The 25,846-nt window shown below is 73.6% G+C and carries 21 protein-coding genes and 5 tRNA genes; 15 read left to right on the top strand and 11 right to left on the bottom strand.

What is annotated here, in order from left to right; all coding sequences use genetic code 11:
• Positions 1 to 374 precede the first annotated feature (374 nt).
• Positions 375 to 1,940 carry an aldehyde dehydrogenase family protein gene (locus tag VKK44_RS20025; RefSeq protein WP_343442694.1) on the bottom strand — a complete coding sequence of 522 codons (1,566 nt, stop codon included), beginning with the start codon at positions 1,938 to 1,940 and terminating at the stop codon, positions 375 to 377.
• A gap of 426 nt (positions 1,941 to 2,366) precedes the next feature.
• Between VKK44_RS20025 and VKK44_RS20020 the strand changes: the two genes are divergently transcribed.
• The gene (locus VKK44_RS20020; protein WP_343442693.1) at positions 2,367 to 5,252 is read left to right on the top strand and encodes a glycoside hydrolase family 9 protein; all 2,886 of its coding nucleotides are present in this window, start codon (positions 2,367 to 2,369) and stop codon (positions 5,250 to 5,252) included.
• Positions 5,253 to 5,462: 210 nt separating this feature from the next.
• Entirely contained in the window at positions 5,463 to 7,907 is a 2,445-nt protein-coding gene (locus tag VKK44_RS20015) for a non-reducing end alpha-L-arabinofuranosidase family hydrolase (RefSeq protein WP_343442692.1), read from the top strand.
• A gap of 74 nt (positions 7,908 to 7,981) precedes the next feature.
• Here VKK44_RS20015 and VKK44_RS20010 read toward each other — a convergent pair whose 3' ends face one another.
• From VKK44_RS20010 to bioB, 3 genes are all read right to left on the bottom strand, one after another.
• Positions 7,982 to 8,488 (bottom strand): GNAT family N-acetyltransferase, encoded by a 507-nt coding sequence (locus tag VKK44_RS20010; RefSeq protein WP_343442691.1) that lies wholly within the window; start codon positions 8,486 to 8,488, stop codon positions 7,982 to 7,984.
• 4 nt (positions 8,489 to 8,492) lie between these two features.
• Positions 8,493 to 8,642, bottom strand: coding sequence for a biotin synthase auxiliary protein BsaP (gene bsaP / locus VKK44_RS31035; protein WP_458351680.1), 150 nt, complete (start codon positions 8,640 to 8,642; stop codon positions 8,493 to 8,495).
• A gap of 118 nt (positions 8,643 to 8,760) precedes the next feature.
• Positions 8,761 to 9,756, bottom strand: a complete 996-nt coding sequence (bioB, locus tag VKK44_RS20000) for a biotin synthase BioB (RefSeq protein WP_343442690.1) — start codon at positions 9,754 to 9,756, stop codon at positions 8,761 to 8,763.
• A gap of 156 nt (positions 9,757 to 9,912) precedes the next feature.
• On the opposite strand from bioB, the gene VKK44_RS19995 reads away from it, so the two are divergent.
• Genes VKK44_RS19995 through VKK44_RS19980 form a run of 4 tightly spaced genes read left to right on the top strand, consistent with a single transcriptional unit; the run spans position 9,913 to position 14,110 of the window.
• Positions 9,913 to 11,073 carry an 8-amino-7-oxononanoate synthase gene (locus VKK44_RS19995; RefSeq protein ID WP_343442689.1) on the top strand — a complete coding sequence of 387 codons (1,161 nt, stop codon included), beginning with the start codon at positions 9,913 to 9,915 and terminating at the stop codon, positions 11,071 to 11,073.
• Positions 11,070 to 11,798, top strand: a complete 729-nt coding sequence (bioD, locus tag VKK44_RS19990) for a dethiobiotin synthase (protein WP_343442688.1) — start codon at positions 11,070 to 11,072, stop codon at positions 11,796 to 11,798. Before VKK44_RS19995 ends, bioD begins: the two co-directional genes overlap by 4 nt.
• 45 nt (positions 11,799 to 11,843) lie before the next feature.
• Positions 11,844 to 13,436, top strand: coding sequence for a sensor histidine kinase (locus VKK44_RS19985; protein WP_343442687.1), 1,593 nt, complete (start codon positions 11,844 to 11,846; stop codon positions 13,434 to 13,436).
• Entirely contained in the window at positions 13,433 to 14,110 is a 678-nt protein-coding gene (locus tag VKK44_RS19980; protein ID WP_343442686.1) for a response regulator transcription factor, read from the top strand. The genes VKK44_RS19985 and VKK44_RS19980 overlap by 4 nt, the downstream gene beginning before the upstream one ends.
• A 25-nt stretch (positions 14,111 to 14,135) precedes the next feature.
• Here the strand turns inward: VKK44_RS19980 and VKK44_RS19975 are convergent, their stop codons facing one another.
• From VKK44_RS19975 to VKK44_RS19965, 3 genes are all read right to left on the bottom strand, one after another.
• The gene (locus tag VKK44_RS19975; protein ID WP_343442685.1) at positions 14,136 to 14,957 is read right to left on the bottom strand and encodes an ABC transporter permease; all 822 of its coding nucleotides are present in this window, start codon (positions 14,955 to 14,957) and stop codon (positions 14,136 to 14,138) included.
• Complete coding sequence (locus VKK44_RS19970; RefSeq protein ID WP_343442684.1) at positions 14,954 to 15,886, bottom strand: ABC transporter ATP-binding protein; 933 nt, start codon at positions 15,884 to 15,886, stop codon at positions 14,954 to 14,956. The genes VKK44_RS19975 and VKK44_RS19970 overlap by 4 nt, the downstream gene beginning before the upstream one ends.
• Before the next feature lie 128 nt (positions 15,887 to 16,014).
• The gene (locus VKK44_RS19965) at positions 16,015 to 16,686 is read right to left on the bottom strand and encodes a class I SAM-dependent methyltransferase (protein ID WP_343442683.1); all 672 of its coding nucleotides are present in this window, start codon (positions 16,684 to 16,686) and stop codon (positions 16,015 to 16,017) included.
• 177 nt (positions 16,687 to 16,863) lie between these two features.
• Here VKK44_RS19965 and VKK44_RS19960 point away from each other — a divergent pair, with 177 nt between their 5' ends.
• Positions 16,864 to 17,718: a hypothetical protein gene (locus tag VKK44_RS19960; protein ID WP_343442682.1), complete on the top strand. Its 855-nt coding sequence runs from the start codon at positions 16,864 to 16,866 to the stop codon at positions 17,716 to 17,718.
• A gap of 6 nt (positions 17,719 to 17,724) precedes the next feature.
• Here the strand turns inward: VKK44_RS19960 and VKK44_RS19955 are convergent, their stop codons facing one another.
• Positions 17,725 to 19,086, bottom strand: coding sequence for a glycosyltransferase family 2 protein (locus tag VKK44_RS19955; protein ID WP_343442681.1), 1,362 nt, complete (start codon positions 19,084 to 19,086; stop codon positions 17,725 to 17,727).
• A 282-nt stretch (positions 19,087 to 19,368) separates the two neighbouring features.
• On the opposite strand from VKK44_RS19955, the gene VKK44_RS19950 reads away from it, so the two are divergent.
• A complete protein-coding gene (locus tag VKK44_RS19950; protein ID WP_343442680.1) occupies positions 19,369 to 20,598 on the top strand; it encodes an alkane 1-monooxygenase in 1,230 nt (409 codons plus the stop codon).
• On the opposite strand, the gene VKK44_RS19945 is transcribed toward VKK44_RS19950, so the two are convergent.
• The gene (locus VKK44_RS19945; protein ID WP_343442679.1) at positions 20,519 to 21,121 is read right to left on the bottom strand and encodes a TetR/AcrR family transcriptional regulator; all 603 of its coding nucleotides are present in this window, start codon (positions 21,119 to 21,121) and stop codon (positions 20,519 to 20,521) included. The two genes, VKK44_RS19950 and VKK44_RS19945, sit on opposite strands and share 80 nt — an antisense overlap.
• Positions 21,122 to 21,394: 273 nt before the next feature.
• Between VKK44_RS19945 and VKK44_RS19940 the strand changes: the two genes are divergently transcribed.
• The 4 genes from VKK44_RS19940 to VKK44_RS19925 all read left to right on the top strand — a co-directional run bounded on the left by VKK44_RS19940 (position 21,395) and on the right by VKK44_RS19925 (position 22,566).
• Positions 21,395 to 21,467: transfer RNA gene (locus VKK44_RS19940), tRNA-Gly, on the top strand.
• Between the two features lie 35 nt (positions 21,468 to 21,502).
• Positions 21,503 to 21,573 (top strand) — tRNA-Cys (locus tag VKK44_RS19935).
• Between the two features lie 13 nt (positions 21,574 to 21,586).
• Positions 21,587 to 21,661, top strand: a tRNA-Val gene (locus VKK44_RS19930).
• An 86-nt stretch (positions 21,662 to 21,747) separates the two neighbouring features.
• Positions 21,748 to 22,566: an isocitrate lyase/PEP mutase family protein gene (locus tag VKK44_RS19925; protein WP_343442678.1), complete on the top strand. Its 819-nt coding sequence runs from the start codon at positions 21,748 to 21,750 to the stop codon at positions 22,564 to 22,566.
• A 93-nt stretch (positions 22,567 to 22,659) separates the two neighbouring features.
• On the opposite strand, the gene VKK44_RS19920 is transcribed toward VKK44_RS19925, so the two are convergent.
• The gene (locus tag VKK44_RS19920) at positions 22,660 to 22,902 is read right to left on the bottom strand and encodes a DUF6458 family protein (protein ID WP_343442677.1); all 243 of its coding nucleotides are present in this window, start codon (positions 22,900 to 22,902) and stop codon (positions 22,660 to 22,662) included.
• A 150-nt stretch (positions 22,903 to 23,052) separates the two neighbouring features.
• On the opposite strand from VKK44_RS19920, the gene VKK44_RS19915 reads away from it, so the two are divergent.
• From VKK44_RS19915 to VKK44_RS19905, 3 genes are all read left to right on the top strand, one after another.
• Positions 23,053 to 23,125 (top strand) — tRNA-Gly (locus VKK44_RS19915).
• A 14-nt stretch (positions 23,126 to 23,139) separates the two neighbouring features.
• Positions 23,140 to 23,211: transfer RNA gene (locus tag VKK44_RS19910), tRNA-Val, on the top strand.
• A 173-nt stretch (positions 23,212 to 23,384) separates the two neighbouring features.
• Complete coding sequence (locus VKK44_RS19905) at positions 23,385 to 25,031, top strand: PKD domain-containing protein (protein ID WP_343442676.1); 1,647 nt, start codon at positions 23,385 to 23,387, stop codon at positions 25,029 to 25,031.
• Positions 25,032 to 25,091: 60 nt separating this feature from the next.
• Here VKK44_RS19905 and VKK44_RS19900 read toward each other — a convergent pair whose 3' ends face one another.
• Positions 25,092 to 25,646 (bottom strand): hypothetical protein, encoded by a 555-nt coding sequence (locus VKK44_RS19900; protein WP_343442675.1) that lies wholly within the window; start codon positions 25,644 to 25,646, stop codon positions 25,092 to 25,094.
• Between the last annotated feature and the right edge of the window lie 200 nt (positions 25,647 to 25,846).

Genomic DNA, 25,846 nt, shown 5'->3' with positions numbered 1-25,846 from the left:
CCCCGCCGACCACGCCCCGTCGCGGCCCACCTGGCGCTGCCGCGCCTGCGGGGTGGCCTGGCCGTGCTCGACGGCGAAACTGAACCTCCTCGCGCGCTACCGCGAGCGGAAGGCCGAGCTGCGGGCCTACCTCCTGACCCTGCACGAGACCGCAGCCGAGGAACTGGCCGAGCTGGACAGTGGCCGGCGCCCGGCGGACCTAAAAGACCGTTTCACCGCCTGGGCCGAGCCTCGCGGCTGGCCCTCCCGACCGACCCGCCCCGGTGTGCGCTTCTCATCCCCCGAGGAGCCCGGGGCGGGTCTCTGTCCACAGGCTCAGGACGCTTCCTCGGCCGCGATCTCGGCGAGGCGCTGGGCCCTGGGGTGCGGCGGGATCAGGTGGCCGGGTAGCTGCTGTAGTCCGGAAAGTTGCCGTAGAGCCGGCCGTCGCCGCCCACGGTGACGGCCTGCACCAGCAGGTCGCCGCCGACGAAGGCGCCCTTCCAGGACGCGCCCCGGCCGCCGAACGGCTCGTCCCGGTCGCCCCGTGAGCGGGGCTTGTTGATGCCCACCTTGAACGCCTGGAGGTCCACCGCCAGCTTGCCGGCCAGCTCCTCGTCGTCGCAGGCCAGCGACGCGACCAGCGCGCCGTTGGAGGCGTTCATGGCGGCCAGCAGCTCGTCGGTGGTGTCCACCACCACGATGGTGTCCACCGGGCCGAACGGCTCGGCGTGCATCAGGCGGGACCGGCCGGGCGGGGCGAGCAGCACGGCCGGGGCGACGTACGCGGAGGTGTCCTGACCGTCGAGGAACGGCGCGCCGTCGAGCTTGCCCCGGTGCAGCGGCACGGCGCCGCCACGGACCGCCTCGTCCACCTTGCGCCGCAGCTCGTCGGCCTTGGTGGCGCTGATCAGCGGCCCGAAGTCCAGCTCGGGCAGCGGGTCACCGGCCTGCCACGTCTCGTCCACCGCGAGGGGATGGCCGAACCGGATCGAGCGGACCACCGGCAGGTACATGTCGAGGAACTCGTCGACCAGGTCCCGCTGCACCACGAACCGGGGGTACGCGGTGCAGCGCTGCTTGCCGTACTCGAAGCCCTTGCGCAGGTGGGCGGCGAGCGTGTCCCACTGGGAGAAGTTCCAGACGCCCCAGGCGTTGAGGCCCTCCTGCTCGATGAAGTGCCGCTTGTCGGAGTCGAGCAGCGCGGCGGCCACCTTGCCGCCGTTGGAGCGCCCGCCGACGAACGCCACCGCGCCGATCTCCGGCGCGCGGACCAGCACCTCGGACAGTTCCTCACCGCTGCCGGAGAGCAGCGTGGCGGGCAGCCCGGCGCGGCGCATCAACGCGTGCGCGACGGTGAGGCAGACCGCGCCGCCCTGCGACGGCGTCTTGGCGATCACCGCGTTGCCGGCCAGCAGTTGCACCAGCTCGGCGTGCACCAGCACGCTCATCGGGTAGTTCCAGGAGGCGATGTTGCTGACCGGGCCGGGCAGCGGCTCGCGGCCGTCGGCGAGCATCCGCTCGATCTCGCCCACGTACCAGCGCACGCCGTCGAGCGCGCGGTCCACGTCGGCGCAGGCGAGCCGCCACGGCTTGCCGATCTCCCAGACCAGCAGCAGGGCGAGCAGGTCCCGGTGGGCGGTGAGCGCGTCGAGCGCGTCGGTGACCCGGGCGGTCCGCTCGGCGAGCGGGGTCCGGGCCCACTCCCGGTGCGCCGCGGCGGCGTGGGCGACCGCGGCGCGTGCCGTTTCGGCGTCCAGCCGGGCCAGGTCGATCAGCACGGTGTTGTCGACCGGGGTGCGGACCGGGGTGGGCGTGCCGAGCGCCCGCCACTGGCCCTCGACGAGGTTGTGCAGCGTGGTGGTGCCGTCGGGGGCGGTGCCGAACGCCTCGGGTGTGGCGGCGACCGCCCGCGCGAGTGTGTCGGACCAGGAGGTGCCGTCGGCGAGTCTGAGAGCCATCGCGATCTCCTCAGGGTTGTCCGGGGGAGCGGCGGCACCGATGGCACCGCTGGGTGTGGCGACTGTCCCGTGCCCGTCGCGGGGCGGGCAACAGTACGTTCGTATGCCAGGATGCGAAACCCGCGCGGCAACCGCATTCGCCTTCTTGCTGACCCTTCCGCATCGCGTCTGAGCTGGGGGAACGGGGAGAAGAAGTTTATCAATATCGATGAAGTGACATTTCCCCGAGGCGTCGCCGCAGCGATCCGGCCGGCGGTGGTCGGGCTTCCCAAGGAGTGGCACGCGCATTACATTGTCAACCATCCATGGGAGCGCTCCCGCGCCTCCACGGTCCACCCCACCACCACCGCCGCCGCACGGCGGCCGACCGGCACCCTCTTGCCGCCGCGTCGCGCCGCCGTGCGGCACCCTCCACAGGAGTTCGCCATGCCCCGACCGACCCCGCCGCCGCGCGGTCGCCCGTCCCGCCGGCTGCTCGCCGCCGGCGCCGTGCTGGTGGCCGCGCTGGCCACCGCCGTACCGCTCCCGGCCGCCGCCGCGCCGGCCGCCGCGTCCGCCCCGGCCGCGCAGGCCGCGCCCGCGTACAACTACGCCGAGGCGTTGCAGAAGTCGCTGTTCTTCTACGAGGCGCAGCAGTCCGGCCGCAAGCCGTCCTGGAACCGCGTCTCCTGGCGGGGCGACTCGGCGCTCACCGACGGCGCCGACGTCGGCGTCGACCTGACCGGTGGCTGGTACGACGCGGGCGACCACGTGAAGTTCGGCTTCCCGATGGCGTTCAGCACCACCATGCTGGCCTGGGGCGCGGTCGAGTACCGGGACGGTTACGTCGCCTCCGGCCAGCTCAGCTATCTGCTCAACAACCTGCGCTTCGTCAACGACTACTTCGTCAAGGCGCACCCCGCGCCGAACGTCCTCTACGGCCAGGTCGGCAAGGGCGACGACGACCACAAGTGGTGGGGCCCGGCCGAGGTGCTGCCGATGGCGCGGCCCGCGTACAAGATCGATGCGAGCTGTGGCGGCGCGGACCTGGCCGGGGAGACGGCGGCGGCGATGGCCGCCTCGTCGATGGTGTTCCGCCCCACCGACGCCGCCTACGCGGACAAGCTGCTCGGTCACGCCAAGCAGCTCTACACGTTCGCCGACACGGTGCGGAAGTCGTACAGCGAGTGCATCACCGACGCGGCGTCGTTCTACAAGTCCTGGAGCGGCTACCAGGACGAGCTGGTCTGGGGCGCGACCTGGCTGTACCGCGCCACCGGCGACGCGGCCTACCTGGCCAAGGCGGAGAGCGAGTACGACAAGCTCGGCACCGAGCCGCAGTCCACCACCCGGTCCTACAAGTGGACGCTGGCCTGGGACAACAAGCAGTTCGGCGCGTACGTGCTGCTGGCCAACCTGACCGGCAAGCAGAAGTACGTCGACGACGCGAACCGGTGGCTGGACTACTGGACCGTGGGCGTCAACGGGCAGCGGGTGCCGTACTCGCCCGGCGGGATGGCGGTGCTCGACTCCTGGGGCGCGCTGCGCTACGCCGCCAACACCGCGTTCGCCGCGCTTGTCTACAGCGACAAGACCACGGACACCACGCGTAAGGCGCGCTACCACGACTTCGCGGTCCGGCAGGTCAACTACGCGCTCGGCGACAACCCGCGCAACTCCAGCTACCTGATCGGGTTCGGCAACAACTCCCCGAAGAACCCGCACCACCGCACCGCGCACGGTTCCTGGTGGGACAGCCAGACCGTGCCGGTCGAGACCCGGCACGTGCTCTACGGCGCGCTGGTCGGTGGCCCGTCGTCAGCCAACGACGCGTACACCGACAGCCGCTCCGACTACGTGATGAACGAGGTGGCCACCGACTACAACGCCGGCTTCACCTCCGCGCTGGCCCGGCTGACCGGCGAGTACGGCGGCAGCCCGCGCGCCGGCTTCCCGACCGCCGAGACGCCCGACATGGACGAGCTGACCGTGGAGACCACGGTGATGCAGGCCGAACCGCGGGCCACCGGGCTCAAGGCGATCATCTACAACAAGTCGGCGTTCCCGGCCCGCGCGCTGACCACCGGTAAGTTCCGGTACTACTTCCGGCCCGACGGCACCGGCCCGGTGACCGTCACGCCCGGCTACACCCAGGGCTGCCCGTCGCCGTCCACCGCCAAGCAGTTCAGCGGCGACATCTGGTACGTCGAGGTCGACTGCACCGGCTACACCATCGCGCCGGCCGGGCAGTCGCAGCACCGGATGGAGGTGCAGTTCAAGATCGGCGTGCCGGAGGGCGGCACCTGGGACCCGACGAACGACCCGTCGTACCAGGCCACCGCCGGGCCGAACCGCAAGGTGCCGCTCTACTCCGGCGGCGTGCGGGTGTGGGGCGACGAGCCCGGCCCGGCCACTCCGGACACCACCGCGCCGAGCGTGCCCGGCACCCCGGTCGCCTCCGCCGTCACGGCCACCGGACTCACCCTGACCTGGCCCGCCGCCACCGACACCGGCGGCAGCGGCCTGGCCGGCTACGAGGTGACCCAGGCGCAGACCGGCAGTGACGCGCTGGTGCTGCGCCAGGCCACCACGAACACGCTCGCGGTGACCGGGTTGACGCCGGAGCGGACGTACCAGTTCACCGTGCGCGCGGTCGACGGCGCCGGCAACCGGTCGGCGGCCTCGGCGGCGCTGGCCGTCACCACGCCGGCCGCCCCGGCGCCGGACACCACGCCGCCCACCGCGCCCGGCACGCCCACCGCGTCGGCGGTCGGCCCGACCGGACTCACCCTGACCTGGGGTCCGGCCACCGACGCGGTCGGGGTCACCGGGTACCGCGTCTACCGGGGCGGGACCGTGCTGGTCGGCTCCACCACCGGCACCACGCTGGCGGTGACCGGGCTGACCGCCTCCACCGCGTACACGTTCACCGTGGTCGCGGTGGACGCGGCCGGCAACGTCTCGCCGGCCTCGCCCGGCGTCACGGTCACCACCACGGCCCCGCCGGCCGGCGGTGGCTGCGCGGTGACCTGGACGGCGAACACCTGGGACACCGGGTTCACCGCGAACGTCACCGTCACCAACACCGGCACCAGCGCGATCAACGGCTGGACGCTCGCGTTCACGTTCCCGAGCACCGGGCAGAAGGTCGGGCAGGGCTGGTCGGCGAACGTCACCCAGACCGGCACCGCGGTGACCGCCTCGAACCTGGCCTACAACGGGACGCTGGCGGCGGGGGCGTCGACGAGCTTCGGCTTCAACGGCACGCACACCGGCACGAACCCGAGGCCGACGGGCTTCACCCTCAACGGGGCGGCCTGCGCCGTCTCCTGACCGTCGCCCGCGGCGGGCGTGGTCGGTCACCGGATGCGCGTGACCGGCCACGCCGGGCATCGAGCGGGAAATTAACTTCCGAAACTTTTCCGAAACTTGTTGTCCGGACGAACGGTCGGTGAAAGCATCGATGTTGTTAAATCCCTCAACAGAGACGTCCGGTCGTCCCCGCCCAGGCGGCTCGGGTGTTGGCCAGTAAGGAGGCCAAAGGTGACAATGAGCCCCTCCGTTCATCATGGCGGGACCTGGCGGCGGCGATCGCCCGCCGTCAGAGCGCTGCTCGCCGGCGCGGTCAGCGTCGTGACAGTGGCCGCGGTCGCGGTGATGATGCCGTCGGCGGACGCCGCGGCGAGCACGCTGGGCGCGGCTGCCGCGCAGTCGGGCCGCTACTTCGGCACGGCGATCGCGGCCGGCCGGCTCGGTGACTCGACCTACAGCACGATCGCGGCGCGTGAGTTCAACATGATCACGGCCGAGAACGAGATGAAGCCGGACGCCACCGAGCCCCAGCGGGGTCAGTTCAACTTCAACTCCGGTGACCAGATCTACAACTGGGCCACCCAGCGTGGCCTGAAGGTGCGCGGTCACACGCTGGCCTGGCACGCCCAGCAGCCCGGCTGGATGCAGAGCCTCAGCGGCAGCAGCCTCCGACAGGCGATGATCGACCACATCAACGGTGTGATGGCCCACTACAAGGGCAAGCTCGCCGCGTGGGACGTGGTGAACGAGGCGTTCAACGAGGACGGCAGCCGCCGCAACTCCAACCTCCAGGGCACCGGCAACGACTGGATCGAGGTGGCGTTCCGCACCGCGCGGGCGGCCGACCCGTCGGTCAAGCTCTGCTACAACGACTACAACATCGAGAACTGGTCGTACGGCAAGACGCAGGGCGTCTACCGGATGATCCAGGACTTCAAGTCCCGGGGCGTGCCGATCGACTGCGTCGGTCTCCAGACCCACTTCACCGGCGGCAGCTCGCTGCCGAGCAACTTCCAGACCACGCTGTCCAGCTTCGCCGCCCTCGGCGTCGACGTGGCGCTGACCGAGGCCGACGTCACCAACGCCTCCACCAGCCAGTACGCCGGGCTGACCCAGGCCTGCGTGAACGTGCCGCGGTGCATCGGCATCACCGTGTGGGGCGTGCGCGACAGCGACTCGTGGCGCTCCAACGAGAGCCCGCTGCTGTTCGACGGCGGCGGCAACAAGAAGGCCGCGTACACCTCCGTGCTCAACGCGCTCAACGCGGCGGCCCCGACCACCTCGCCGACCGTGACGCCGACCTCCGGGCCGACCACCCCGCCGCCGTCCGGCGGCAGCGGCCGGATCGTCGGCGTGCAGTCGGGCCGGTGCGTCGACGTGCCCAACGCCACCCAGACCAACGGCACCCGGGTCCAGCTCTACGACTGCAACGGCCAGTCGAACCAGCAGTGGACCTACACCAGCAACAAGCAGCTCATGGTGTACGGCAGCAAGTGCCTCGACGCGAACGGCGCGGGCACCGCGAACGGCACCGGCATCATCATCTGGGACTGCAACGGCCAGTCCAACCAGCAGTGGAACCTCAACGCCAACGGCACCATCAGCGGCGTGCAGTCCGGCCGCTGCCTGGACGTCTGGGGCACCGCCAACGGCCAGCAGATCCAGCTCTACGACTGCCACGGCCAGACCAACCAGCAGTGGCGGACCGAGTTCGGCACCACCACGCCGCCGCCGACCACCCCGCCGGCGACCACGCCGCCCCCGACCGGCTGCACGCTTCCGTCGACCTACCGCTGGTCGTCGACCGGCGCGCTGACGAACCCGGCGAACGGCTGGGTCTCGGTCAAGGACTTCACCAACGTGGTCTACAACGGCAAGCACCTGGTCTACGCGTCGAACGTCAACAGCAGCGGACAGTACGGCTCGATGAACTTCAGCCTGTTCACGAACTGGTCCGACATGGCCTCGGCCAGCCAGACCGGGATGAGCCAGGGCACCGTGGCGCCCACGCTGCTGTACTTCGCCCCCAAGAACATCTGGGTGCTGGCGTACCAGTGGGGACCGACCTCGTTCAGCTACAAGACGTCGAGCGACCCGACCAACGCCAACGGCTGGTCCGCGGCACAGACGCTCTCCACCGCCAGCCTCCCCGACGCCCCGTACGGCGTCATCGACCAGACGCTCATCGGCGACGACCAGAACATGTACCTCTTCTTCGCCGGGGACAACGGCAAGATCTACCGGTCGAGCATGCCGCTCGGGAACTTCCCGGGCAGCTTCGGCTCGACCTACACGACGATCATGACCGACTCGACCAACAACCTGTTCGAGGCGGTCGAGGTCTACAAGGTGCAGGGCCAGAACCAGTACCTGATGATCGTCGAGGCGATCGGGAGCCAGGGGCGCTACTTCCGCTCCTTCACCTCGAACAGCCTGAGCGGTTCGTGGACCCCGCAGGCCGCCACCGAGAGCAACCCGTTCGCCGGCAAGGCCAACAGCGGCGCGACGTGGACCAACGACATCAGCCACGGTGACCTGGTCCGCACCAACCCCGACCAGACCAAGACCATCGACGCCTGCAACCTCCAGTTCCTGTACCAGGGCAAGAACCCCAGCGCGGGCGGCGACTACAACCTGCTGCCGTGGCGGCCGGGTGTGCTGACGCTGCAACGCTGACGGATCGCTGACCACCGGGGCGGGGGCCCCCCCCCCGGGGGGGGGGGACGCCCGTCGGTGGTGGCGCCGCCGGCTCAGTCGGCCAGGTCGTCGGCGAGCAGGTCCATCAGGAGGGCGTCGTGCCAGCGCCCGTCCGGGCCGCGCTCGTAACGCCGCATGATGCCCACCGGGCGGAAGCCCACCTTCGCGTACGCCCGGATCGCGGCCGTGTTCGCCGCCGCCGGGTCGATGGTGAAGCGGTGGTGACCGTACTCCTCGGCCAGGTGCCGGGCCAGCGTGCGGATCGCGTCGCCGCCCAGCCCGGCGCCGCGTACCTCGGGGTCGAGAAAGACGTCCAGGCTGGCGTGGCGGTAGTCGGGATCGGTCTCGGCGTACCACTGGATCGCGCCGACCAGCCGGCCCTCGTGCTCGATCGCGAAGACGGCCAGCGCGTCGTCGGCCAGGTCGGCGCGGACCGCCCCGGCCAGGTCGTCGCCGCCCCGCCACCAGCGGCGCACCTCGGGGGTGGCACGGATCGCGGCCAGCGCGGCCACGTCGGCGTCCGTCGCCGGCCGCAGCGTCACCGCCTGCCCCCGCAGCATCGCCTCAGCCCCGCCGCTCGCCGTGCTCGACACAGACCGCCGACCACCCGGCCGGCACGACCTGCACCTTCATCCGCCGGCGGCAGGACACGCACCAGCGCGGCGGCTCCCACGCCCGCGCCGCCGCGCACGCCGGGTGCGGGCCGGCGGCCACCGACTCACCGCACCTGTCGCACCAGCGCGGCGTCGCGCCGGCATCGTCGGCCGTGCCGGCGCGGACGGCCGCGTCGGCGGTCGGCGCGTCGGGTCGGACCAGCTTCGTCACCGTCGCCTCACAGGGTCGCCGAGAGCGCCTTCACCGGCATCTTCAGGTCGGTCAGGAGTTGCAGGTCGTCGGTGGCCGGCCGACCCAGCGTGGTCAGGTAGTTGCCGACGATGACCGCGTTGATGCCGCCGAGCAGGCCGTCCCGGGTGCCGAGGTCCCCCAGGGTGAGCTCGCGACCGCCCGCGTACCGGAGGATGGTGCGCGGCATGGCCAGCCGGAACGCGGCGATGGCCCGCAGCGCGTCCTTGCCCTCGACCACCGGCCGGTCACCCAGCGGCGTGCCGGGGCGCGGGTTGAGGAAGTTCAGCGGCACCTCGTGCGGGTCCAACTCGGCGAGCTGCGCGGCGAACTCGGCCCGCTGCTCCACCGTCTCGCCGAGCCCGAGAATGCCGCCGCAGCAGACCTCCATGCCGGACTCGCGGACCATCCGCAGCGTCTCCCAGCGCTCCTCCCAGGAGTGCGTGGTGACCACGTTCGGGAAGTAGGAGCGGCAGGTCTCCAGGTTGTGGTTGTAGCGGTGCACGCCCATCGCGGCCAGCTCGTCGACCTGCTCCTGGGTGAGCATGCCGAGCGAGGCGGCGACCTGGATGTCGACCTCGGCCCGGATGGCGGCCACGCCCGCGCGCATCTGCGTCATCAGCCGGGCGTCCGGACCGCGGACGGCGGCCACGATGCAGAACTCGGTGGCCCCGGTCGCGGCGGTCTGCTTCGCGGCCTCGACCAGCGCCGGGATGTCCAGCCAGACCGAGCGGACCGGCGAGGTGAACAGGCCGGACTGGGAGCAGAAGTGGCAGTCCTCCGGGCAGCCGCCGGTCTTCAGCGAGACGATGCCCTCGACCTCGACCTCCGGGCCGCACCACCGCATCCGGACCTCGTGGGCGAGTTGGAGCGCGGCCGGCAGGTGCTCGTCGGGCAGGTTCAGCACGGCGAGGATGCCGGCCTCGTCGAGGCCGACGCCGTTCTCCAGCACCCGGGTCCGGGCCTGGTCGAGGATCTCTGGCATGGCTCGTAACCTAACAGGCCGCCGGAAGCGCGGGAAACCGTCGTGAGCGGCCCGGCGAGCCGGGACCGCGCCACGCCGGGGCCGCTCGCCCGGGTGGTAACTTCGCCCGGCGGAAGCGCCCGGCGGGGCGAGCGGTCGGCGGGAGGGGACGGTGCGGTGGCGGACTGGCTGGCGGCTCTCGACCGCAGCGCCGAACAGCGGGCCGAGGCGGGCCTGACCCGCACGCTGCGGCCACGCGCGGCCGACGACGACGTCGTCGACCTGGCCGGAAACGACTACCTCGGCCTGGCCACCCACCCGGAGGTCACCGCCGCCGCCGCGACGGCCCTGTCCCGGTACGGGCTGGGCGCCACCGGGTCGCGCCTGGTGCGCGGCTCCACCGACCTGCACCACGCGCTCGAGGACGACCTGGCCGGCTGGCTCGGCGTCGACCGGGCGCTGGTCTTCTCCTCCGGCTACCTGGCCAACCTCGCCGCCGTCCGGGGTCTGGCGCAGCCGCGTACGCTGCTCGTCTCCGACGCGCACAACCACGCCTCGCTGATCGACGGCTGCCGGATCTCCCGCGCCGAGACGCTGGTGACGCCGCACCGGGACGTGGCCGCGGTGGCCGCCGCGCTGGCCGCCGCGCCGGGCCGGCCGGCCGTGGTGGTGACCGAGTCGGTCTTCTCCGTGGACGGCGACGTGGCGCCGCTCGCGGAGCTGCACGCGGTGGCCCGCCGGCACGGCGCGCTGCTGCTCGTCGACGACGCGCACGCGCTGGGCGTCACCGGCCCGGCCGGTGCCGGCGGGGTGGCCGCGGCCGGGCTGGCCGGCGCGCCCGACGTGGTGGTGACCGCGACCCTGTCCAAGGCGCTCGGTGGGGCCGGCGGCGTGGTCGCCGGGCCGGCGGAGTTCGTCCGCCACCTGGTGGAGACCGGCCGCACGTTCATCTTCGACACCGCCCCGCCACCGGCGGTGGTGGCCGGGGTGCGTGCCGCGGTGCGGCTGGCCCGCGACGGCGACGCGCTCCGCGCCGAGCTGGCCGACCGGGTCGCGCTGGCGGTACGCCGGCTGGGCGCGGCGGGGCTGTCCGTCTCCGCCCCCGACGCGGCGGTGGTCTCGGTGACCGCGCCCGGGCCGGAGGCGGCGACCGCCTGGGCGGCGGCCTGCCGCGACCGGGGCGTGGCGGTCGGCTGCTTCCGTCCGCCCTCCACGCCGGACAGCCGCTCCCGGCTGCGCCTGACCATCGGCGCCGGGGTGGACCGGGCGGACTTCGAACGGGCCCTGGACGTGATCGTGGCGTGCGCCCCGCAGTCGCGCACGGAGGAGGGCTCATGACCGACGGCTGGACCGGCGCGGTGCTGGTGACCGGCACCGACACCGGGATCGGCAAGACCGTGGTGACCGCGGCCGTCGCCGCCGCCGCGCAGGCCGCCGGGCTGCGGGTGGCGGTGGTCAAGCCCGGCCAGACCGGCACCGCCACCGGCGAGCCCGGCGACGTCGACTCGGTGACCCGGCTGGCCGCCCCGCTCACCGGCCGGACGCTGGCCAGCTACCCGGACCCGCTCGCCCCGCTCGCCGCGGCCCGGGTCGCCGAGCTGCCGCCGCTGGAGCTGTACAACGCGGTCGACGCGGTCCGCGAGGAGGCCGACAAGCACGACCTGGTGCTGATCGAGGGGGCCGGCGGGCTGCTCGTGCCGATGGGGTTGCGGCCGTCCGGCGAGCCCTGGACGGTGGCCGACCTGGCGGTGTCGCTGGGTGCGCCGGCGGTGGTGGTGGCGCGGGCCGGGCTGGGCACGCTCAACCACACCGCGCTGACGCTGGAGGCGTTGGAACGGCGGGCCGTGCCGGCCGGCGTGGTGATCGGCGCCTGGCCGACCGAGCCGGAGCTGGTGCACTGGCTGAACCTGTCCGAGCTGGTGCCGAACCTGCTCGGCGCGGTGCCGGCCGGCGCCGGCGGGATGGACCCGGGCGTGTTCCGCCGGTCCGCGCCGGGTTGGCTCACCCCGGCGCTCTACGGCGTGCTCGACGACTGGCGGGCGTGGGCCGAGGAGAGCGGCTGAGTACCTGACTTTCGTCGGTGCCCGGCCCGGTCCGGGGTGGGTAGCGTGACCGCCGTGCACCCGCGTCCGTCGTCCCCGACACCCCGTAGCCGGGCCGGTGACCTGCTGCTGTGGGCCGCGCTCGCGACGCCGGTGACGGCCGCCCGGCTCAGCCCGCCCTGGCGGCCGCACGACGTGCCGCTGCTGGCCGGCGTGCTGGCGCTGCTCGCGGTGTCGGTCGCGGTGTGCCGCCGGTGGCCACTCGTGGCGGTGCTGGCGGTGGTGGCCGGTTCGCTCGTCGACGGCAACGTGGTGTTCGCCATCCCGGTCTTCGGCTACCTGGCCGGGCTGCGCAGCGTCCGGGCCGCCCCGGCGGCGGCCGTGTTCGCCGCCATCGCGGTGACCGGCACCGGGCTCAACCTGGGGCTGCTCGACACCGAGCCGGCCGTCTGGTTCCAGCTCGCCTCGGTGCTGCTCTTCGCCGGCGTTTTTCCGTGGCTGCTGGGTCGACTGCGGCGGCAGCACCGGGCGCTCGCCGCGGCCGGGCGGCGGCACGCCGAGGCGGAGCGGCGCGGCGTGGTGGAGCGGGTACGCCTGCGCGAGCGGGCCCGGATCGCCCAGGACATGCACGACTCGCTCGGGCACGACCTGAGCCTCATCGCGTTGCGGGCCGGCGCGTTGGAGCTGGCGTCCGAGCTGTCCCCGGTCCACCGCAAGGCGGCCGGGGAACTGCGGACCAGCGTCACCGTCGCCATCGAGCGGCTGCACGAGGTGATCGGCGTGCTGCGCGAGGAGCCCACCCGGCGACCGCCGGGGGAGACGGTCGCCGACCTGGTCGACGGCGCCCGCGACGCCGGCATGGCGGTCGACCTGCGCCTGCGGGACGCGGGCGTCGGGGACGGCGGTGCGGCGGGCGCCGGTCTGCCACCGCTGGTCGCGCACGCCGTGCACCGGGTGGTCCGGGAGGCGCTGACGAACGCCGCCCGCTACGCCCCGGCGGCCCCGGTCACGGTCACGGTGGAGCGCGCCGTCGACGCGGTCACCGTCGCGGTGGTCAACCCGCCGCCCCCGACCGGCCCGCTGCCCGGCCCGGCGTCGCACGGCTCGGGGCTGCTGGCGCTGCGCGAGCGGGTACGCCTCGCCGGCGGCGCCGTGGACGCCGGCCCCCGCGACGGCGGTTGGGCGGTCACGGCCCGTCTTCCGCTGACCGGCGTTCCCGACGGCACCGCGACGGACGACCACCCGCCGGCCGGCGGTGCGGACGCCGGTCCGGCGCCGGCCGACGGCTCCGGCGGTCCGCGTCGGGGCGACCGGGCCGGTGAGGCGGCGCGGCGGCTGCGGGAGGCCCGGCGGCGGGTCCGGCGCAGCCTGCTCGTCGCGTTCGGCGCGCCGGCCGGGCTGGCCCTGGCGCTCGCGCTCGTCTACTACCCGCTCGCCACCGCCGGCGCGGTGCTGGACCGGCCCGGCTACGACCGGCTGCGGCTGGGCGAGCAGCGGGACACGCTCGGGCTGCCCCGACGGCAGGCTGACCCGCCCGCGACCGGCGCCGCCCCGGGCTGCGAGTTCTACACCGACGGCAACTTCCCGTTCGCGCAGCCGACCTGGCGGCTGTGTTTCGTCGACGGACGGCTGGTCAGCAAGGAGCGGATCGCATCATGACCGACGACCACGGGCGCCCGGTGCGGGTGGTGCTCGCCGACGACGAGGCGATGGTCCGCGCCGGGGTCCGGGCGATCCTGGCCGCCGACCCGGGCATCGAGGTGGTCGGCGAGGCCGGTGACGGCCACGTCGCCGTCGAGCTGGTGCGCGCGTACCGGCCCCGGGTGGCGTTGCTGGACATCCGGATGCCCCGCTGCGACGGGCTGAGCGCGGCGGCGCAGATCCGCCGCCTGGTGCCGGGGACCGCCGCGGTCATGCTCACCACGTTCGGCGACGACGACCTGATCGCCCGCGCGCTCGGCCACGGCGCCGCCGGTTTCCTGCTCAAGTCCGGTGATCCCCGGGAACTGCTGGCCGGGGTGCGCGCGGTGGCCGACGGCGGGGCGTACCTGTCGCCGCGGGTGGCCCGGCGGGTGATCGAGCTGAGCGGTGGCCGCCTCGCCCGCGGCCCGTACGCGCGGGACCGGCTGGCCGGGCTGACCGACCGGGAGCGGGAGGTGCTCGCGCTGGTCGGGGCGGGGCTGTCCAACGCCGAGATCGCCCGCCGGCTGCACCTGGTCGAGGGCACCGTGAAGAGCTACCTGAACAGCGTCTTCACCCGACTGGACGTGCGCAACCGGGTGCAGGCGGCGATCCTCGCGTACGAGGCGGGGCTGGTTCCGCCCACCGGCTGACCAGCCCCGCCCCTGCCGGCCGGGGTCAGGCGTCGCGCCGGGCCAGCGCCCAGCGGCCGAGCGCCAGCGCGGCGGCGGCCCAGCCGACGAGCAGCAGCAGCCCGACGACCGCCGGGTACGGCTCGGTGTCGCCGGCCAGGAAGTGGCCGCCGGCCACCCCGGGGAACGCGTCGGCGATCCGGGTGAGCGCCGTGATGTCCGGCTCCTGCAACGACAGCGGCACGATGTAGAGCAGCGCGAGGAGCACGGTCAGCGTCAGCACCGGGCCGCGCAGCGCCGCGGCGAGCCCGAGCGCCAGCACGCTCACCAGCGCCAGGTACGCGGCGCAGGCGACCACGTCGGCCACGGTGCCGCCCAGCGGCGCGCGGCCCCACCCGCCCAGCACCGGCCGGGCCACCGCCGCGCCGACGCCGCCGAGCAGCAGCCCGACGCCGAACGTCACCGCGCCGACCACCAGCGCCTTGGCCGCCAGCACCCGGCCGCGGGACGGGGTGCAGCGCAGCGTGGTGCGGATGGTGCCGGTGGCGAACTCGCTGGTGATCGCGAACAGGCCGAGCGCGAGCACGACGAACTGGGTCAGCTCCAGCGAGCCGGCCACCACGTCGCCGACCGGCAGCACGCCCGGGTCCACGGTCGGGTCGTCGTCGGTGTTCGCGTTCACCACGTAGATGGCGAGTTGGGCGGCGGTGGCCGCCATGGTGACGAGCGCCGCGACCAGCGTCCACCAGGTGGAGCGGACCGACCAGAGCTTGGTCCACTCGGCGGCCACCGCGCCGGCGAGCGGGTGGCCGGCCGGAGCGGGCCGGGACACCGGCCGAGTCGGGTCGAGCGTGGGCAGCGCGGTCATCGGGTCCCGCCTCCGGTCGGGCCGGCGACGTACTCGACGCTGCCGGCGGTCAGTTCCAGGAACGCCTCCTCCAGGGAGGGCGCGACGGGTGTCAGCTCGTGCAGCCGCACCCCCAGCTCGTACGCCAGGTCGCCGACCCGGCCGGCGGTGCTGCCGGCCACGGCGAGGCCGCCGTGCTCGGCGGTGACGGTCGCGCCCTCGGCGGCCAGTCGGTCGCCGAGCGCGGCGAGCGCGGCCGGTTCCGGCCCGCGTACCCGGATCGAGGCGGCGGGCCGGGTGGCGATCAGCTCGGCCAGCGGCGCGTCGGCGACCAGCCGGCCCCGGCCGAGCACCACCACCCGGTCGGCGGTCTGCTGCATCTCGTTCATCAGGTGGCTGGAGATCAGCACGGTGCGGCCCTCGTCGGCGAGCCGGCGGGTGAACCCGCGGATCCACCGCACCCCGTCCGGGTCGAGGCCGTTGACCGGTTCGTCGAGCAGCAGCACCGGCGGGTCACCGAGCAGCGCGCCGGCGATGCCGAGCCGCTGTCCCATCCCCAGCGACAACGCCCGGCCCGGCTTGCCGGCGGCCCGGGCGTCCAGGCCGACCAGGTCGAGCACCTCGGCGACCCGTCGGGCCGGTACGCCGTTGCTGCGCGCCATCGCCCGCAGGTGCGCCACGCCGGCGCGGGCCGGGTGCACGCCGGTGGCGTCGAGCAGCGCGCCGACCTCGTACAGCGGGTGCCGAAGTGTGCGGTACGCGCGCCCGTTGACCAGGGCCGTCCCGGCGGTGGGCCGGTCCAGGCCGAGCACCATCCGCATGGTGGTGGACTTGCCGGCGCCGTTCGGGCCGAGGAACCCGGTCACCTGGCCGGGGCGGATCTCGACGGTCAGGTCGTCGACGGCGGTCACCCCGCCGAACCGTTTCGTCAACCCACGAAGTGTGATCATGCGCTGACGCTAGGCGGCGGCCGGGGCGTCCCACCGCCATCGAACGGCACCCACCCACCCTGACTTTGGTAAGGCGGGGCCCCTTCTTGACGCCTTCGGTCTAGCCGGGGCCCCTTTCCACGCCCCGGCTAGGCGCGGCGGGCGCCGGGCGGGCTCGGGTCCAGTTCCCACACCCGGGTGTGCTTCACCCGGACGCTCTCCAGCGCCTCCGGCACCGGCACCTCGTACCCGGCCAGTTCGTGGAAGCGCTCGCGGGGCAGGAACGCCCGGTCCGGGTCGCCCACCAGCACCCGCGCGCCGGACCGGGCGGCCCGGAGCAGGAAGCGCAGCATCCGTCGGGCCATCGCCTCGCTGTAGAACACGTCGCCGGCCAGCACCACCTCGGCGTCCCCGGCGTCGGCGTCGAGCACGTCGCCGAGTTCGGCGTCGACGCGTACCCCGTTGGCCTCGGCGTTGAGCGCGACGGCCGCGACGGCCCGCTCGTCCACCTCGACCGCCCGGACGGTGGCCGCGCCGGCCCGGGCGGCGGCGATCGCGACCAGGCCGGAGCCGGCGGCGAGGTCGAGCACCCGGCGGCCGGCGACCAGCTCCGGGTGGTCGGTCACGTACCGGGCGAGTGCCTGCCCGCCGGCCCAGGCGAAGGCCCAGAACGGCGGCGGCTGGCTGCTGCGGAACTCACCCTCGGTCAGCTCCCAGAGGCCGATCGGTTCGTCGGCCTGGTGCAGCCGCACCTCGGGGACGAACGCGACCGGGGCGAGACGGGCGTGCAGCCGGACGAAGGCGGCGGACAGCTCGGACACCGGGAGATTGTGTCGCACGGCCGATCCCGGGCGTGTCGGCGGGCGGTCGTGACCGGTTCACCACGGTCGGTGAAACCACCGGTCGATGTTGACGTTGGGTGCGAACACGCCCGTCTACCGGCCGGCCGGGGCCGCTCCTAGCGTTGCCGGTGGACACGACCGAGGCGAGGAGGCGTGGTGGGCGGGTGGCGGCACGCGCTGCGGATCGGGCTGGTGCTGACCTGCCTGGCGGGTTCCGGGTATGCCGGGGCCGCGCCGGCGCGGGCGGCGGCGGCCTTCTCCACGGAGCTGAGCGGCCTGCCGGACGAGTTCACCGGCGGCGACCGGGTGGAGACGCTCTCCGCGGTGGTGTCCCGCTCCGACCGGGGTGCCCGCTCCGACTGCGTCAAGGTGCGCTGGTCGATGCTGCTCCAGGTGCAGGGCCTGCGGCTGGACCAGGTCAAGGTGGACCGGGTGGAGGAGACCGGCTCGTTCCCGTTGGAGATCCGCACCGACGGGGACACCGCGCGGTTGACCGACCGGGAGCTGGACCCGGGCGTGCTCTGCCCGGGGCGCACCGTGACCGCCCGCTACCGGGTGGCGTTCGCCGAGGACGTGGGGCGCGGCCGGGTGAGCATCGCCGCCGAGGCGTACGACCCGCAGTTGCGGCTGCTGGCCCGGCGGACCGCCTCGCGTCAGGTGGTGGGCGAGGCGGCCGAGCCGACGCCGGAGCCGACGCCGACCAGCGCCGAGCCGACCGACCCGCCCGGTGAGGAGCCGCCCGCCGAGGAGCCGGCGGCGGACGCGTCCACCGGGGCGACGGTGGTCGAGCCGCCGCTGCCGGGCGCGGCCGGGCGGCCGGTCGCCGAGACCGGCGGCTTCGGTGTGGTGCAGGCCGCCTTCGGGCTCGGTGGGCTGCTGCTCTTCCTCGGGGCCGGGCTGTTGCTGCGGATGCGGCGCCTGCTCCGCCCCGCCGGAGAGCCGACCGGTGAGCCGGCCGGGGGCCCGGCGCCGTCGTTCGCACGACGACGGACCCCGCGACGGTGGCGGTGACCGGCCTCAGCCGGCGGCTGCGGCCTGCGCGTACGCGGGCGCGCCGCCGGCGGCCCGGGGCGGGCGCAGCGACAGCACCGCGCCGAGGCCCGGCACCTCCTGCCGGTCGACGGTGAACTCGGCCGCCAGTGACCGGTGCAGGTACGCCAGCGACTCCGGGTCGACGGCGCACATCTCCGGCGCGCTGTCCCCGGTGGCGACCAGGTGCACCTCGCCGGCCAGCAGCAGCGACGCGTTGACGAACTGGCACAGCTCCGGCCAGAGCAGGTAGCGCCAGAAGTCCACGCTGACCACCGCGTCGAGGCTGCCCGGCGCCAGCGGCGGGGCGAGTCCGATCAGGTGGAAGTTGGACGGCCCGACCGGGGCGGTGTGGTCGAACGTCAACGCCTCCGGGGGCAGCCCGGCGTCGGCGCTGCCGCTGCCCACCCAGAGCACCCGGGGGCCGGGCAGCCGGTCGGCGAGCCGGGTCACGGCCGGGCCGATGGCGCACGTCGGCTGCGTGACGGACGCGCGGATCAGGGAGCGGTAGAACAGGATCCGCTTGACCGCCTCCGGGCCCACGATGACGCTGAGGAACTCCCACTCCAGGCAGGGGTAGAGCGCCATGATCGACCGGGTGTTGGCCATCATCTCGGCCCAGTTGCGGCCCATGTTGCGGTGGTGCGGCAGGTGGATCACGCGGGCGTCGTCGTCGTACCCGAAGCTCGCCCCGGCCTGGTCGACCCGGTAGAACAGCTCGATGTCCTCCATGCCGTAGCTGAGCGCGAACTCCTCGCGGAAGCCGCCGACCCGGTCGAACAGCTCGCGGGACAGCGAGATGTTGTGCGTGTAGGCGACGGTCCAGCCGATCTCCAGCCAGTCCCGGCGCTCGTCGGGCACGCCGTCGGGGGGGAAGCGCATGTCGCCGGCGTACGGCGAGAGGCGGGGGATCGCCGCCGGCTCGTCGCGCAGCACGGCGGGCAGGTGGGCCAGGCCGATGTCGTCCCGGCGGCCGATCAGCACCGGGGCGGCGCCGGGCGTGCGGTGGTGGGCCAGGTGCCGGTCCAGCAGGTCGGGCATCGACCAGGAGTCGGCGTCGAGGAAGACGATCAGGGGCGCGGCGGCGTGCCGTACCCCTTCGTTGCGGACGCCGGATCGGCCACGGCGCTCGGCCAGCTCGACCAGCCGCAGGCGCAGGCCGGCGCCGGCGGCCAGCGCCTGCGGGTAGCCGTCGGCTGATCCGCCGTCGCGCACCACGACGACTTCGAAGCGGTCCGGTGACAGCGTCTGGCGGGCCAGCGCCCGCAGGGTCAGTTCCAGGCAGTGCGGGTCCTGGTAGGTCGGCATCACCACGGTCAGCTCGGGGGAGCCGGGGGGCTGCGACGACATGCGTGATCTCCGTTCGTCGGTCCGCGGCGGACGTGCGCCACCGGGGCCACCGGGCGCGGCGGGTTCGTTGCGGACCGCCGACGCGGGCGTGCGGGAGGGGACCGGCCAGGGGGTGGCGGCCGGAAAATGCCGTGAGGATGATTCACGATAACCAAGCGCATAGGTGACAGTCACTGAAAGCAGGGGTTGGTAGGGGTGGCTCGCTTTACAAAAACTTTTCTCTTGTAAAACCCGCCGGTGACTGACACAGTCGGATCAGGAGCAACCGATCGGAGTCCGACGATGCGTACCGACACCGTTCCGTGGCGGGACCCCCGCAAGCCGCTCTGGCCGCTCGCGCTGCTCGTGCCGGTGCTGCCGTTCCTGGCGTGGGGGCTCTGGCACACCACCGGCTCCGGCTGGGCCTGGTGGCTCACCCCGGCGGTGGTGTTCGGCGCCATCCCGGCGGTCGACCTGCTGATCGGCGACGACCGGGCGAACCCGCCCGAGGCGGCGGTGCCGGCGTTGCAGGCCGACGGCTACTACCGCTGGCTCACCTACCTCTGGCTGCCCGCCCAGTACGCGGCCCTGGTGCTGTGCTGCGCGGTGTGGGCCGGCGGCCGGCTCTCCTGGGCGGTCGCCGCCGGCCTGGTCGCCACCGTCGGGGTGGTCGACGGCATCGCCATCAACACCGCCCACGAGTTGGGGCACAAGCGGGAGAAGGCGGAACGCCGGCTGTCGAAGATCGCGCTGGCGCCGACCGGGTACGGGCACTTCCACGTCGAGCACAACCGGGGCCACCACACACGCGTCGCCACGCCCGAGGATCCGGCCAGCTCGCGCCTCGGCGAGACGTTCTGGGCATTCTGGCCGCGTACCGTCGCCGGCAGCCTGCGCTCGGCCTGGCGGTTGGAGGCCGGCCGCTTGCGGCTGCGCGGGCGCAGCCCGTGGACCTGGCGCAACGAGGTGCTCAACGCCTGGGCGATGACCGTGCTGCTCTACGCGTTGCTGGCGGTGGTGTTCGGCCCCGGCGTGCTGGTGTTCCTCGTGCTCCAGGCGGTGGTCGGCTTCTCCCTGCTGGAGGCCGTCAACTACCTGGAGCACTACGGTCTGGCCCGGCAGCGCACCGCCGCCGGTCGCTACGAGAAGGTCGATCCGCGGCACAGCTGGAACAGCGACCGCGTCGTCACCAACGTCTTCCTGTTCCAGCTCCAGCGGCACAGCGACCACCACGCCAATCCGCTGCGCCGCTACCAGGTGCTGCGCAGCTTCGACGCCTCCCCGCAACTGCCGGCCGGCTACGCCACCATGGTGGTCGCCGCGCTGCTGCCGCCGGTCTGGCGCCGCGTGATGGACCACCGGGTGCTGGCCCACTACCGGGGCGACCTGTCCGCCGCGAACGTCCATCCACCGGCCCGCGCCCGGCTGGCCCGCGCGGTGGCCGCCGGCGCGCTCAGTCCAGCTGGCCGGGTTCCAGGCTCAGCTCGCGGGCGGCGACCAGGCGGATCCACTCGGCGATCTGTCGGCGGGTGATCACCCGTTCGTGCACCGAGAGCTGCACCGCCAGGCCGTCCATCACGGCGCTGATCCGCCAGGCCGCGCCGGCCGGGTCGGGGCAGGTGAACGTGCCGTCGGCGACCCCGTCGGTGATCACCGTCGCCAGGTCCTGCCGCCACCGCAGGTCGAGGCGGCGGGAGAGCTTCTCCAGCTCCGGCGTACGCAGCGACTCGGACCAGCCGTCGATCCAGATCGACCAGGAGGCGGCCCGGCCGGTCGGCGCGTAGAGGCGGAGCATCCGCCGCAGCTTCGCCAGCGGCGGCGCGGCGGAGCGGAGCACCCCGTCCAGGCGGGCCAGGTCCTGCTCGACCGCGTACGCGAACGCCTGCGCGAGCAACCGGTCCTTGGTGGCGAAGTGGTAGAAGACCAGCGCCTGGCTGACCCCGGCGGCTTCCGCCACGTCGGCGGTGCGCGTGTTGGCGAGCCCTCGTTCCGCGATCACCTCGCAGGCCGTACGCAGCAGCGCGTCCAGGCGGATCTCGGCGGCTCGTCTCGTCACGCCGTTACGGTAGCCCATCCGAATGACCACGAGGAGTTACCGGACCGGCCGGTCGGCGATGGGACAGTCGGATGCCGGACACTCGGCCGGTGGTCAGGATCCGCAGGTGGACGTGCCTGTGATCCACCCGCTCGGCCTGCCACCCAGGCTCCTAGGATGCCCACCGGAGATCGCGCACCGCTCACCCGGACGCGCCGGAGAGGCAATCCGATTTGGCAACGTTCCCTCGCTCGGCTAAAGTTCTCATCCGTCACCGGGAAACGCCGGGGGCGTGCGGACGTAGCGCAGCTGGTAGCGCATCACCTTGCCAAGGTGAGGGTCGCGGGTTCGAATCCCGTCGTCCGCTCGGAGAATGCCGCCACGCAGTTCGGGGGCAACCTCGGTGGAGTGGCCGAGAGGCGAGGCAACGGCCTGCAAAGCCGTGTACACGGGTTCAAATCCCGTCTCCACCTCGGCAGTTGACGAGGGCGATTGGCGCAGTGGGAGCGCGCTTCCTTGACACGGAAGAGGTCACTGGTTCAAACCCAGTATCGCCCACCATCGGAAAGGCCGTGTCGATCATTCGACACGGCCTTTCTCGTCGTTCACGGGCCCCGGGAACGCCCCGGTTGGCCGAGACTGGCCGGGTGAACGAACAGCAGACCCGAGCCCAGCAATTCCGCACCCTGCACGTGCCCGGCGAGCCGTTGGTCCTGGTCAACGCCTGGGACGCGGCGAGCGCCCGGATCATGGCCGCGGCCGGCGCCCGCGCGGTCGCCACCACCAGCGCCGGCGTGGCGTGGAGCCGGGGCGCGCCGGACGGTGACGCGCTCACCCGCGAGGCCGCCGTCGACGTGATCCACCGGATCGCCGCCGCGGTGCGCCTGCCGGTCACCGCCGACATCGAATCCGGCTACGGCGACACCCCCGACGAGGTGGCCCGGACGGTGACCGCGGTGCTCGCGGCCGGCGCGGTCGGCGTGAACATCGAGGACGCCCGGTACGACGCGGGCCCGCCGCTGCGCCCGGTCGACGAGCAGTGCGCCCGCCTGGCCGCGGCCCGCGCCGCCGCCGACCGCGCCGACGTCCCGCTGTACGTCAACGCGCGGGTCGACACGTTCCTGCGTGGCGCCGGCGGCGTACCGGAGACGGCGGCCCGGGCCGAGGCCTACCTGGCCGCCGGCGCGGACGGCGTCTTCGTGCCGGGGACGGTCGATCCGGAGACCATCGCGGCACTGGTGGCGGCGATCCCCGCCCCGCTGAACGTGCTGGTCAGGCCGGGCGCGCCGACGGTGACCGAGTTGGCGCGGCTCGGGGTGGCCCGGATCAGCCTCGGGTCGACGGTCTTCGGGGCGGCGTACGCGGTGGCCCGGCGGGCGGCGACGGAGGCGCTCGACGCCGGGACGTACGAGGCGCTGGCCGGCGGACTCGACCACGGCACGCTCAACGCGCTGATGCGGGACTGACCCGGGAACGCGGACGGGGACGCCCAGCGGCGCCCCCGTCCGGGCTCGGCCGGGGACCGATCAGCTCCGTCGGCCCCCGGGTGTGCGGTCGGATCACATCGGCGGGGCGACGTCCCGGCGCTCCTCGACCCGGCGGTACTCCACCGGCTGGTCGACGGTGGTGACCACCTGACGGCGACGGCCCCAGACCAGCGTGGTCATGATCAGGCCGAGCACGCCGGCCGCCATCAGGATCCAACCGACGACGTCGAGGTCGACGCCACCGACGCTGGCGTTCAGCGCGAACGTGAGGATCGCGCCGACCGCGATCAGGAAGATGCTCGTACCGATACCCACGACAGCCTCCTTCAGGGGGATGATTGTGCTGTCGCGTGGGTCAGTACCCCGGCGGCGAGCAGCGCAACCGCGGTTCCCCGGGGGGCTGCCGCAGGGCGATCTTGGCGTCGGGTAGAGTTCCTCTCGTCGCCGACGCGAGCCGGCGACGACGCGGACGTAGCGCAGCTGGTAGCGCATCACCTTGCCAAGGTGAGGGTCGCGGGTTCGAATCCCGTCGTCCGCTCGCGAACTGCCCCGGGGCGATTGGCGCAGTGGGAGCGCGCTTCCTTGACACGGAAGAGGTCACTGGTTCAAACCCAGTATCGCCCACCGAAGATCACCCTTCTGCCGCCGGACGACCGGCGGGCATCCCCCACCGGCGGCCGGCACCGGCCACACCGGTCACCATCCGGCCCGAGGGCCGGTAAAGATCCACCGTGCGGGTTATGGGCCGCCGGCCCGACGCGTGTCAGGGTGAGCCCGATACGCAGGGAGGCGGTCACATGCCGAGGATCGGGCAGGGACGATGGCGGCGCACGGCCGCCCGGCTGGGCGTGGCAGTGGTCGTCGCGGCGGCCGGGGTGACGGTGGGCGGCGCGCCCGCACAGGCCACCGCGACCCGGACCGTGGCGTTCTGGAGCATGGACGAGCCGGCGTCGTCGACCGTCCTGACGGACAGCAGTGGCAGCGGTCGGCACGGCGCGGTCGGTGGCGAGGTGGTCACCGGCGCGCTCTACGCCGGGGCCACCGGGCACCGGTTCGCCACCCACCTGCCCACCGACCAGGAGTACGTGCCCGGCCACGTGGACCTGGTGCCGCACAGCACCGACCTCAACCCGGACGCCGGGGACTTCTCGGTGACCATCCGCTACCGCACGACGTACTCGTTCGGCAACATCCTCCAGAAGGGACAGGGGAACACCGCCGGCGGCTACTGGAAGTTCGAGGCGCCGGGCGGCAAGCCGAAGTGCCTGTTCCGCGGCGGCGACGGCGCCTCGCGCACCGGTTACACCGACGTGCCGATCGCCGACGGCCAGTGGCACACCGTCACGTGCAACCGCACCGCCGCGTACGTGGAGATGTACGTCGACGGGGTACGGACCAGCCGGCTGTCCGGGCCGACCGGCACCATCGCCAACTCGTGGCAGCTCTCCGTCGGCGGCAAGAGCCAGTGCGACGGTACGAAGGTGACCTGCGACTACTTCGCCGGTGACATCGACTACGTGAAGATCCTCAAGGGCTCCGGCGGGCCGGCCAACCAGGCGCCGGTGGCCCACCTGGCGCCGTCCTGCGCCGGGCTGGTGTGCACGTTCTCCGGCGCCGGTTCCACCGACGCGGACGGCGCGATCCAGGACCACCGGTGGAACTTCGGCGACGGATCCGACGTCGACACCGTCTCCGTGCCGACCACCTCGCACACGTACGCCGCGGCCGGCACCTACCCGGTCACGCTGACCGTCACCGACGACCGGGGCGCCACCGGCACCACGACCGTCGACGTCACCGTCGCGCCGGTGCCGGAACGGATCGCGTTCGTCGGGCAGGCCACCGCCAACGCCAACTGGACCAGCCACACCGTGACCGTCCCGTCCGGCGTGCAGCCCGGCGACACGCTGCTGCTCCTGCTCGGCCAGAACACCCACACCGGCACCGGAGAGCCGACCGGGGTGACCGGCTGGACGCGCCTCGACCGGTTCGACGGCGGCTACGCCACCACCACCGCCTGGTGGAAGACCGCGACCGCCGGGGACGCGGGCACGGCGGTGCGGGTGGCGCTGGACAGCCAGGCGAAGGCCAACCTGGTGGTGGCCGCGTACCGGGGGGTCGCGCCGGGCGCGCCGGTCTTCGCCCGGGCCACCGATCCGGCCAGCACCGCCACGCGGATCACCCCGTTCGCGCCGGTGACCGCCGCGCAGAGCTGGGCCGTGTCGTACTGGCTGCACGGTGACGCCGCCTCCACCGCGCTCACCCCGCCGGCCGGCGTCGCGGTCCGCAGCAACAGTTCGCAGACCGGGGGCGGCCGGGTGACCGGCCTGCTGGCGGACTCGGCGAGCAGCGTCCCGGTGGGCAGCTACGGCGGGCTGGCCGCGACGGGCGCGGCGGCGAGCACGACCACCACCACGTGGACGTTCGTCCTACCCCCGGCCTGACCCCGTTTCCGGTACGCGCTGAAGGCCGGCACCCGCTTGGGGGTGCCGGCCTTCGCGTTCTTAGCTGTTCCAGTACTTGGCGACCAGGTCGGTGGCCTGCTTCTCCCACTGCGCGTACGCATCCGGGTAGGCCGACACCTGCACGGTCTGGGCGGCCTTGGTCAACGGCATGTCCTGCCAACCGTCGACCTGCTTCAGGCCCTTCAGGAACGCAAGCGTCGAGTACTCGGGATCGGTGATCTGCTCGGCCGTGCCCCAACCACTGGACGGACGCTGCTGGAACAGCCCCAGCGAGTCGTGGTCATTACGGTCGCCGAGATGGCCCAGGTTCTCCAACTTCGACTCCTGCAAGCTCGTCGCGATCGAGATGACCGCCGCCCGCTCCGGCAACCCGGCCTTCTTCGTCGCCGCGATGATCGCCTTCACGTTGACGGTCTGCTCGTCGTCCAGACCGATCGTCGACTGCTCACCCTGCACCGCGGCAACCGCGACCGGCTTACCAGCCGTGGCGGCGTGGGCGGTGTCGGCGTGCGCGGCGATCGGACCGGCGAACACACCACCGGTAAACGCCAGACCAGCAATACCCAGAACGCTCTTACGCAGAATCGTGTTCACGAGGGGGCTCCATTCGGGGGTCGACACACCCGCACCGGGGGGCACGGGTGGGCGAGCACCGTCAGGCACTCAAGAAAGTTCACGGGGGATCCGGCTGCTCACGGGGCAGGGCCTCTACGCGGCGCCGGAAGACTGTCCAACGACCGGGGGCCCACCATCATTCCCGGCGGGGGGTCGGCGGGTGCGCGGGGGCGCTCGCC

It is taken from the genome of Micromonospora sp. DSM 45708, assembly GCF_039566955.1.
Taxonomy (GTDB): domain Bacteria; phylum Actinomycetota; class Actinomycetes; order Mycobacteriales; family Micromonosporaceae; genus Micromonospora.
This window is presented reverse-complemented; position numbering and strand designations above follow the sequence as displayed.

Excerpts from the sequence above, each read along its gene's own strand:
- VKK44_RS19980 (WP_343442686.1), top strand. The coding sequence starts at position 13,433 with ATGACCGACGACCACGGGCGCCCGGTGCGGGTGGTGCTCGCCGACGAC.
- VKK44_RS19955 (WP_343442681.1), bottom strand. The coding sequence starts at position 19,086 with ATGTCGTCGCAGCCCCCCGGCTCCCCCGAGCTGACCGTGGTGATGCCG.
- bioB (WP_343442690.1), bottom strand. The coding sequence starts at position 9,756 with ATGCCAGAGATCCTCGACCAGGCCCGGACCCGGGTGCTGGAGAACGGC.
- VKK44_RS19905 (WP_343442676.1), top strand. The coding sequence starts at position 23,385 with ATGCCGAGGATCGGGCAGGGACGATGGCGGCGCACGGCCGCCCGGCTG.
- VKK44_RS19950 (WP_343442680.1), top strand. The coding sequence starts at position 19,369 with ATGCGTACCGACACCGTTCCGTGGCGGGACCCCCGCAAGCCGCTCTGG.
- VKK44_RS20020 (WP_343442693.1), top strand. The coding sequence starts at position 2,367 with ATGCCCCGACCGACCCCGCCGCCGCGCGGTCGCCCGTCCCGCCGGCTG.
- bioD (WP_343442688.1), top strand. The coding sequence starts at position 11,070 with ATGACCGACGGCTGGACCGGCGCGGTGCTGGTGACCGGCACCGACACC.
- VKK44_RS19970 (WP_343442684.1), bottom strand. The coding sequence starts at position 15,886 with ATGATCACACTTCGTGGGTTGACGAAACGGTTCGGCGGGGTGACCGCC.
- VKK44_RS20025 (WP_343442694.1), bottom strand. The coding sequence starts at position 1,940 with ATGGCTCTCAGACTCGCCGACGGCACCTCCTGGTCCGACACACTCGCG.
- VKK44_RS20010 (WP_343442691.1), bottom strand. The coding sequence starts at position 8,488 with ATGCTGCGGGGGCAGGCGGTGACGCTGCGGCCGGCGACGGACGCCGAC.
- VKK44_RS19975 (WP_343442685.1), bottom strand. The coding sequence starts at position 14,957 with ATGACCGCGCTGCCCACGCTCGACCCGACTCGGCCGGTGTCCCGGCCC.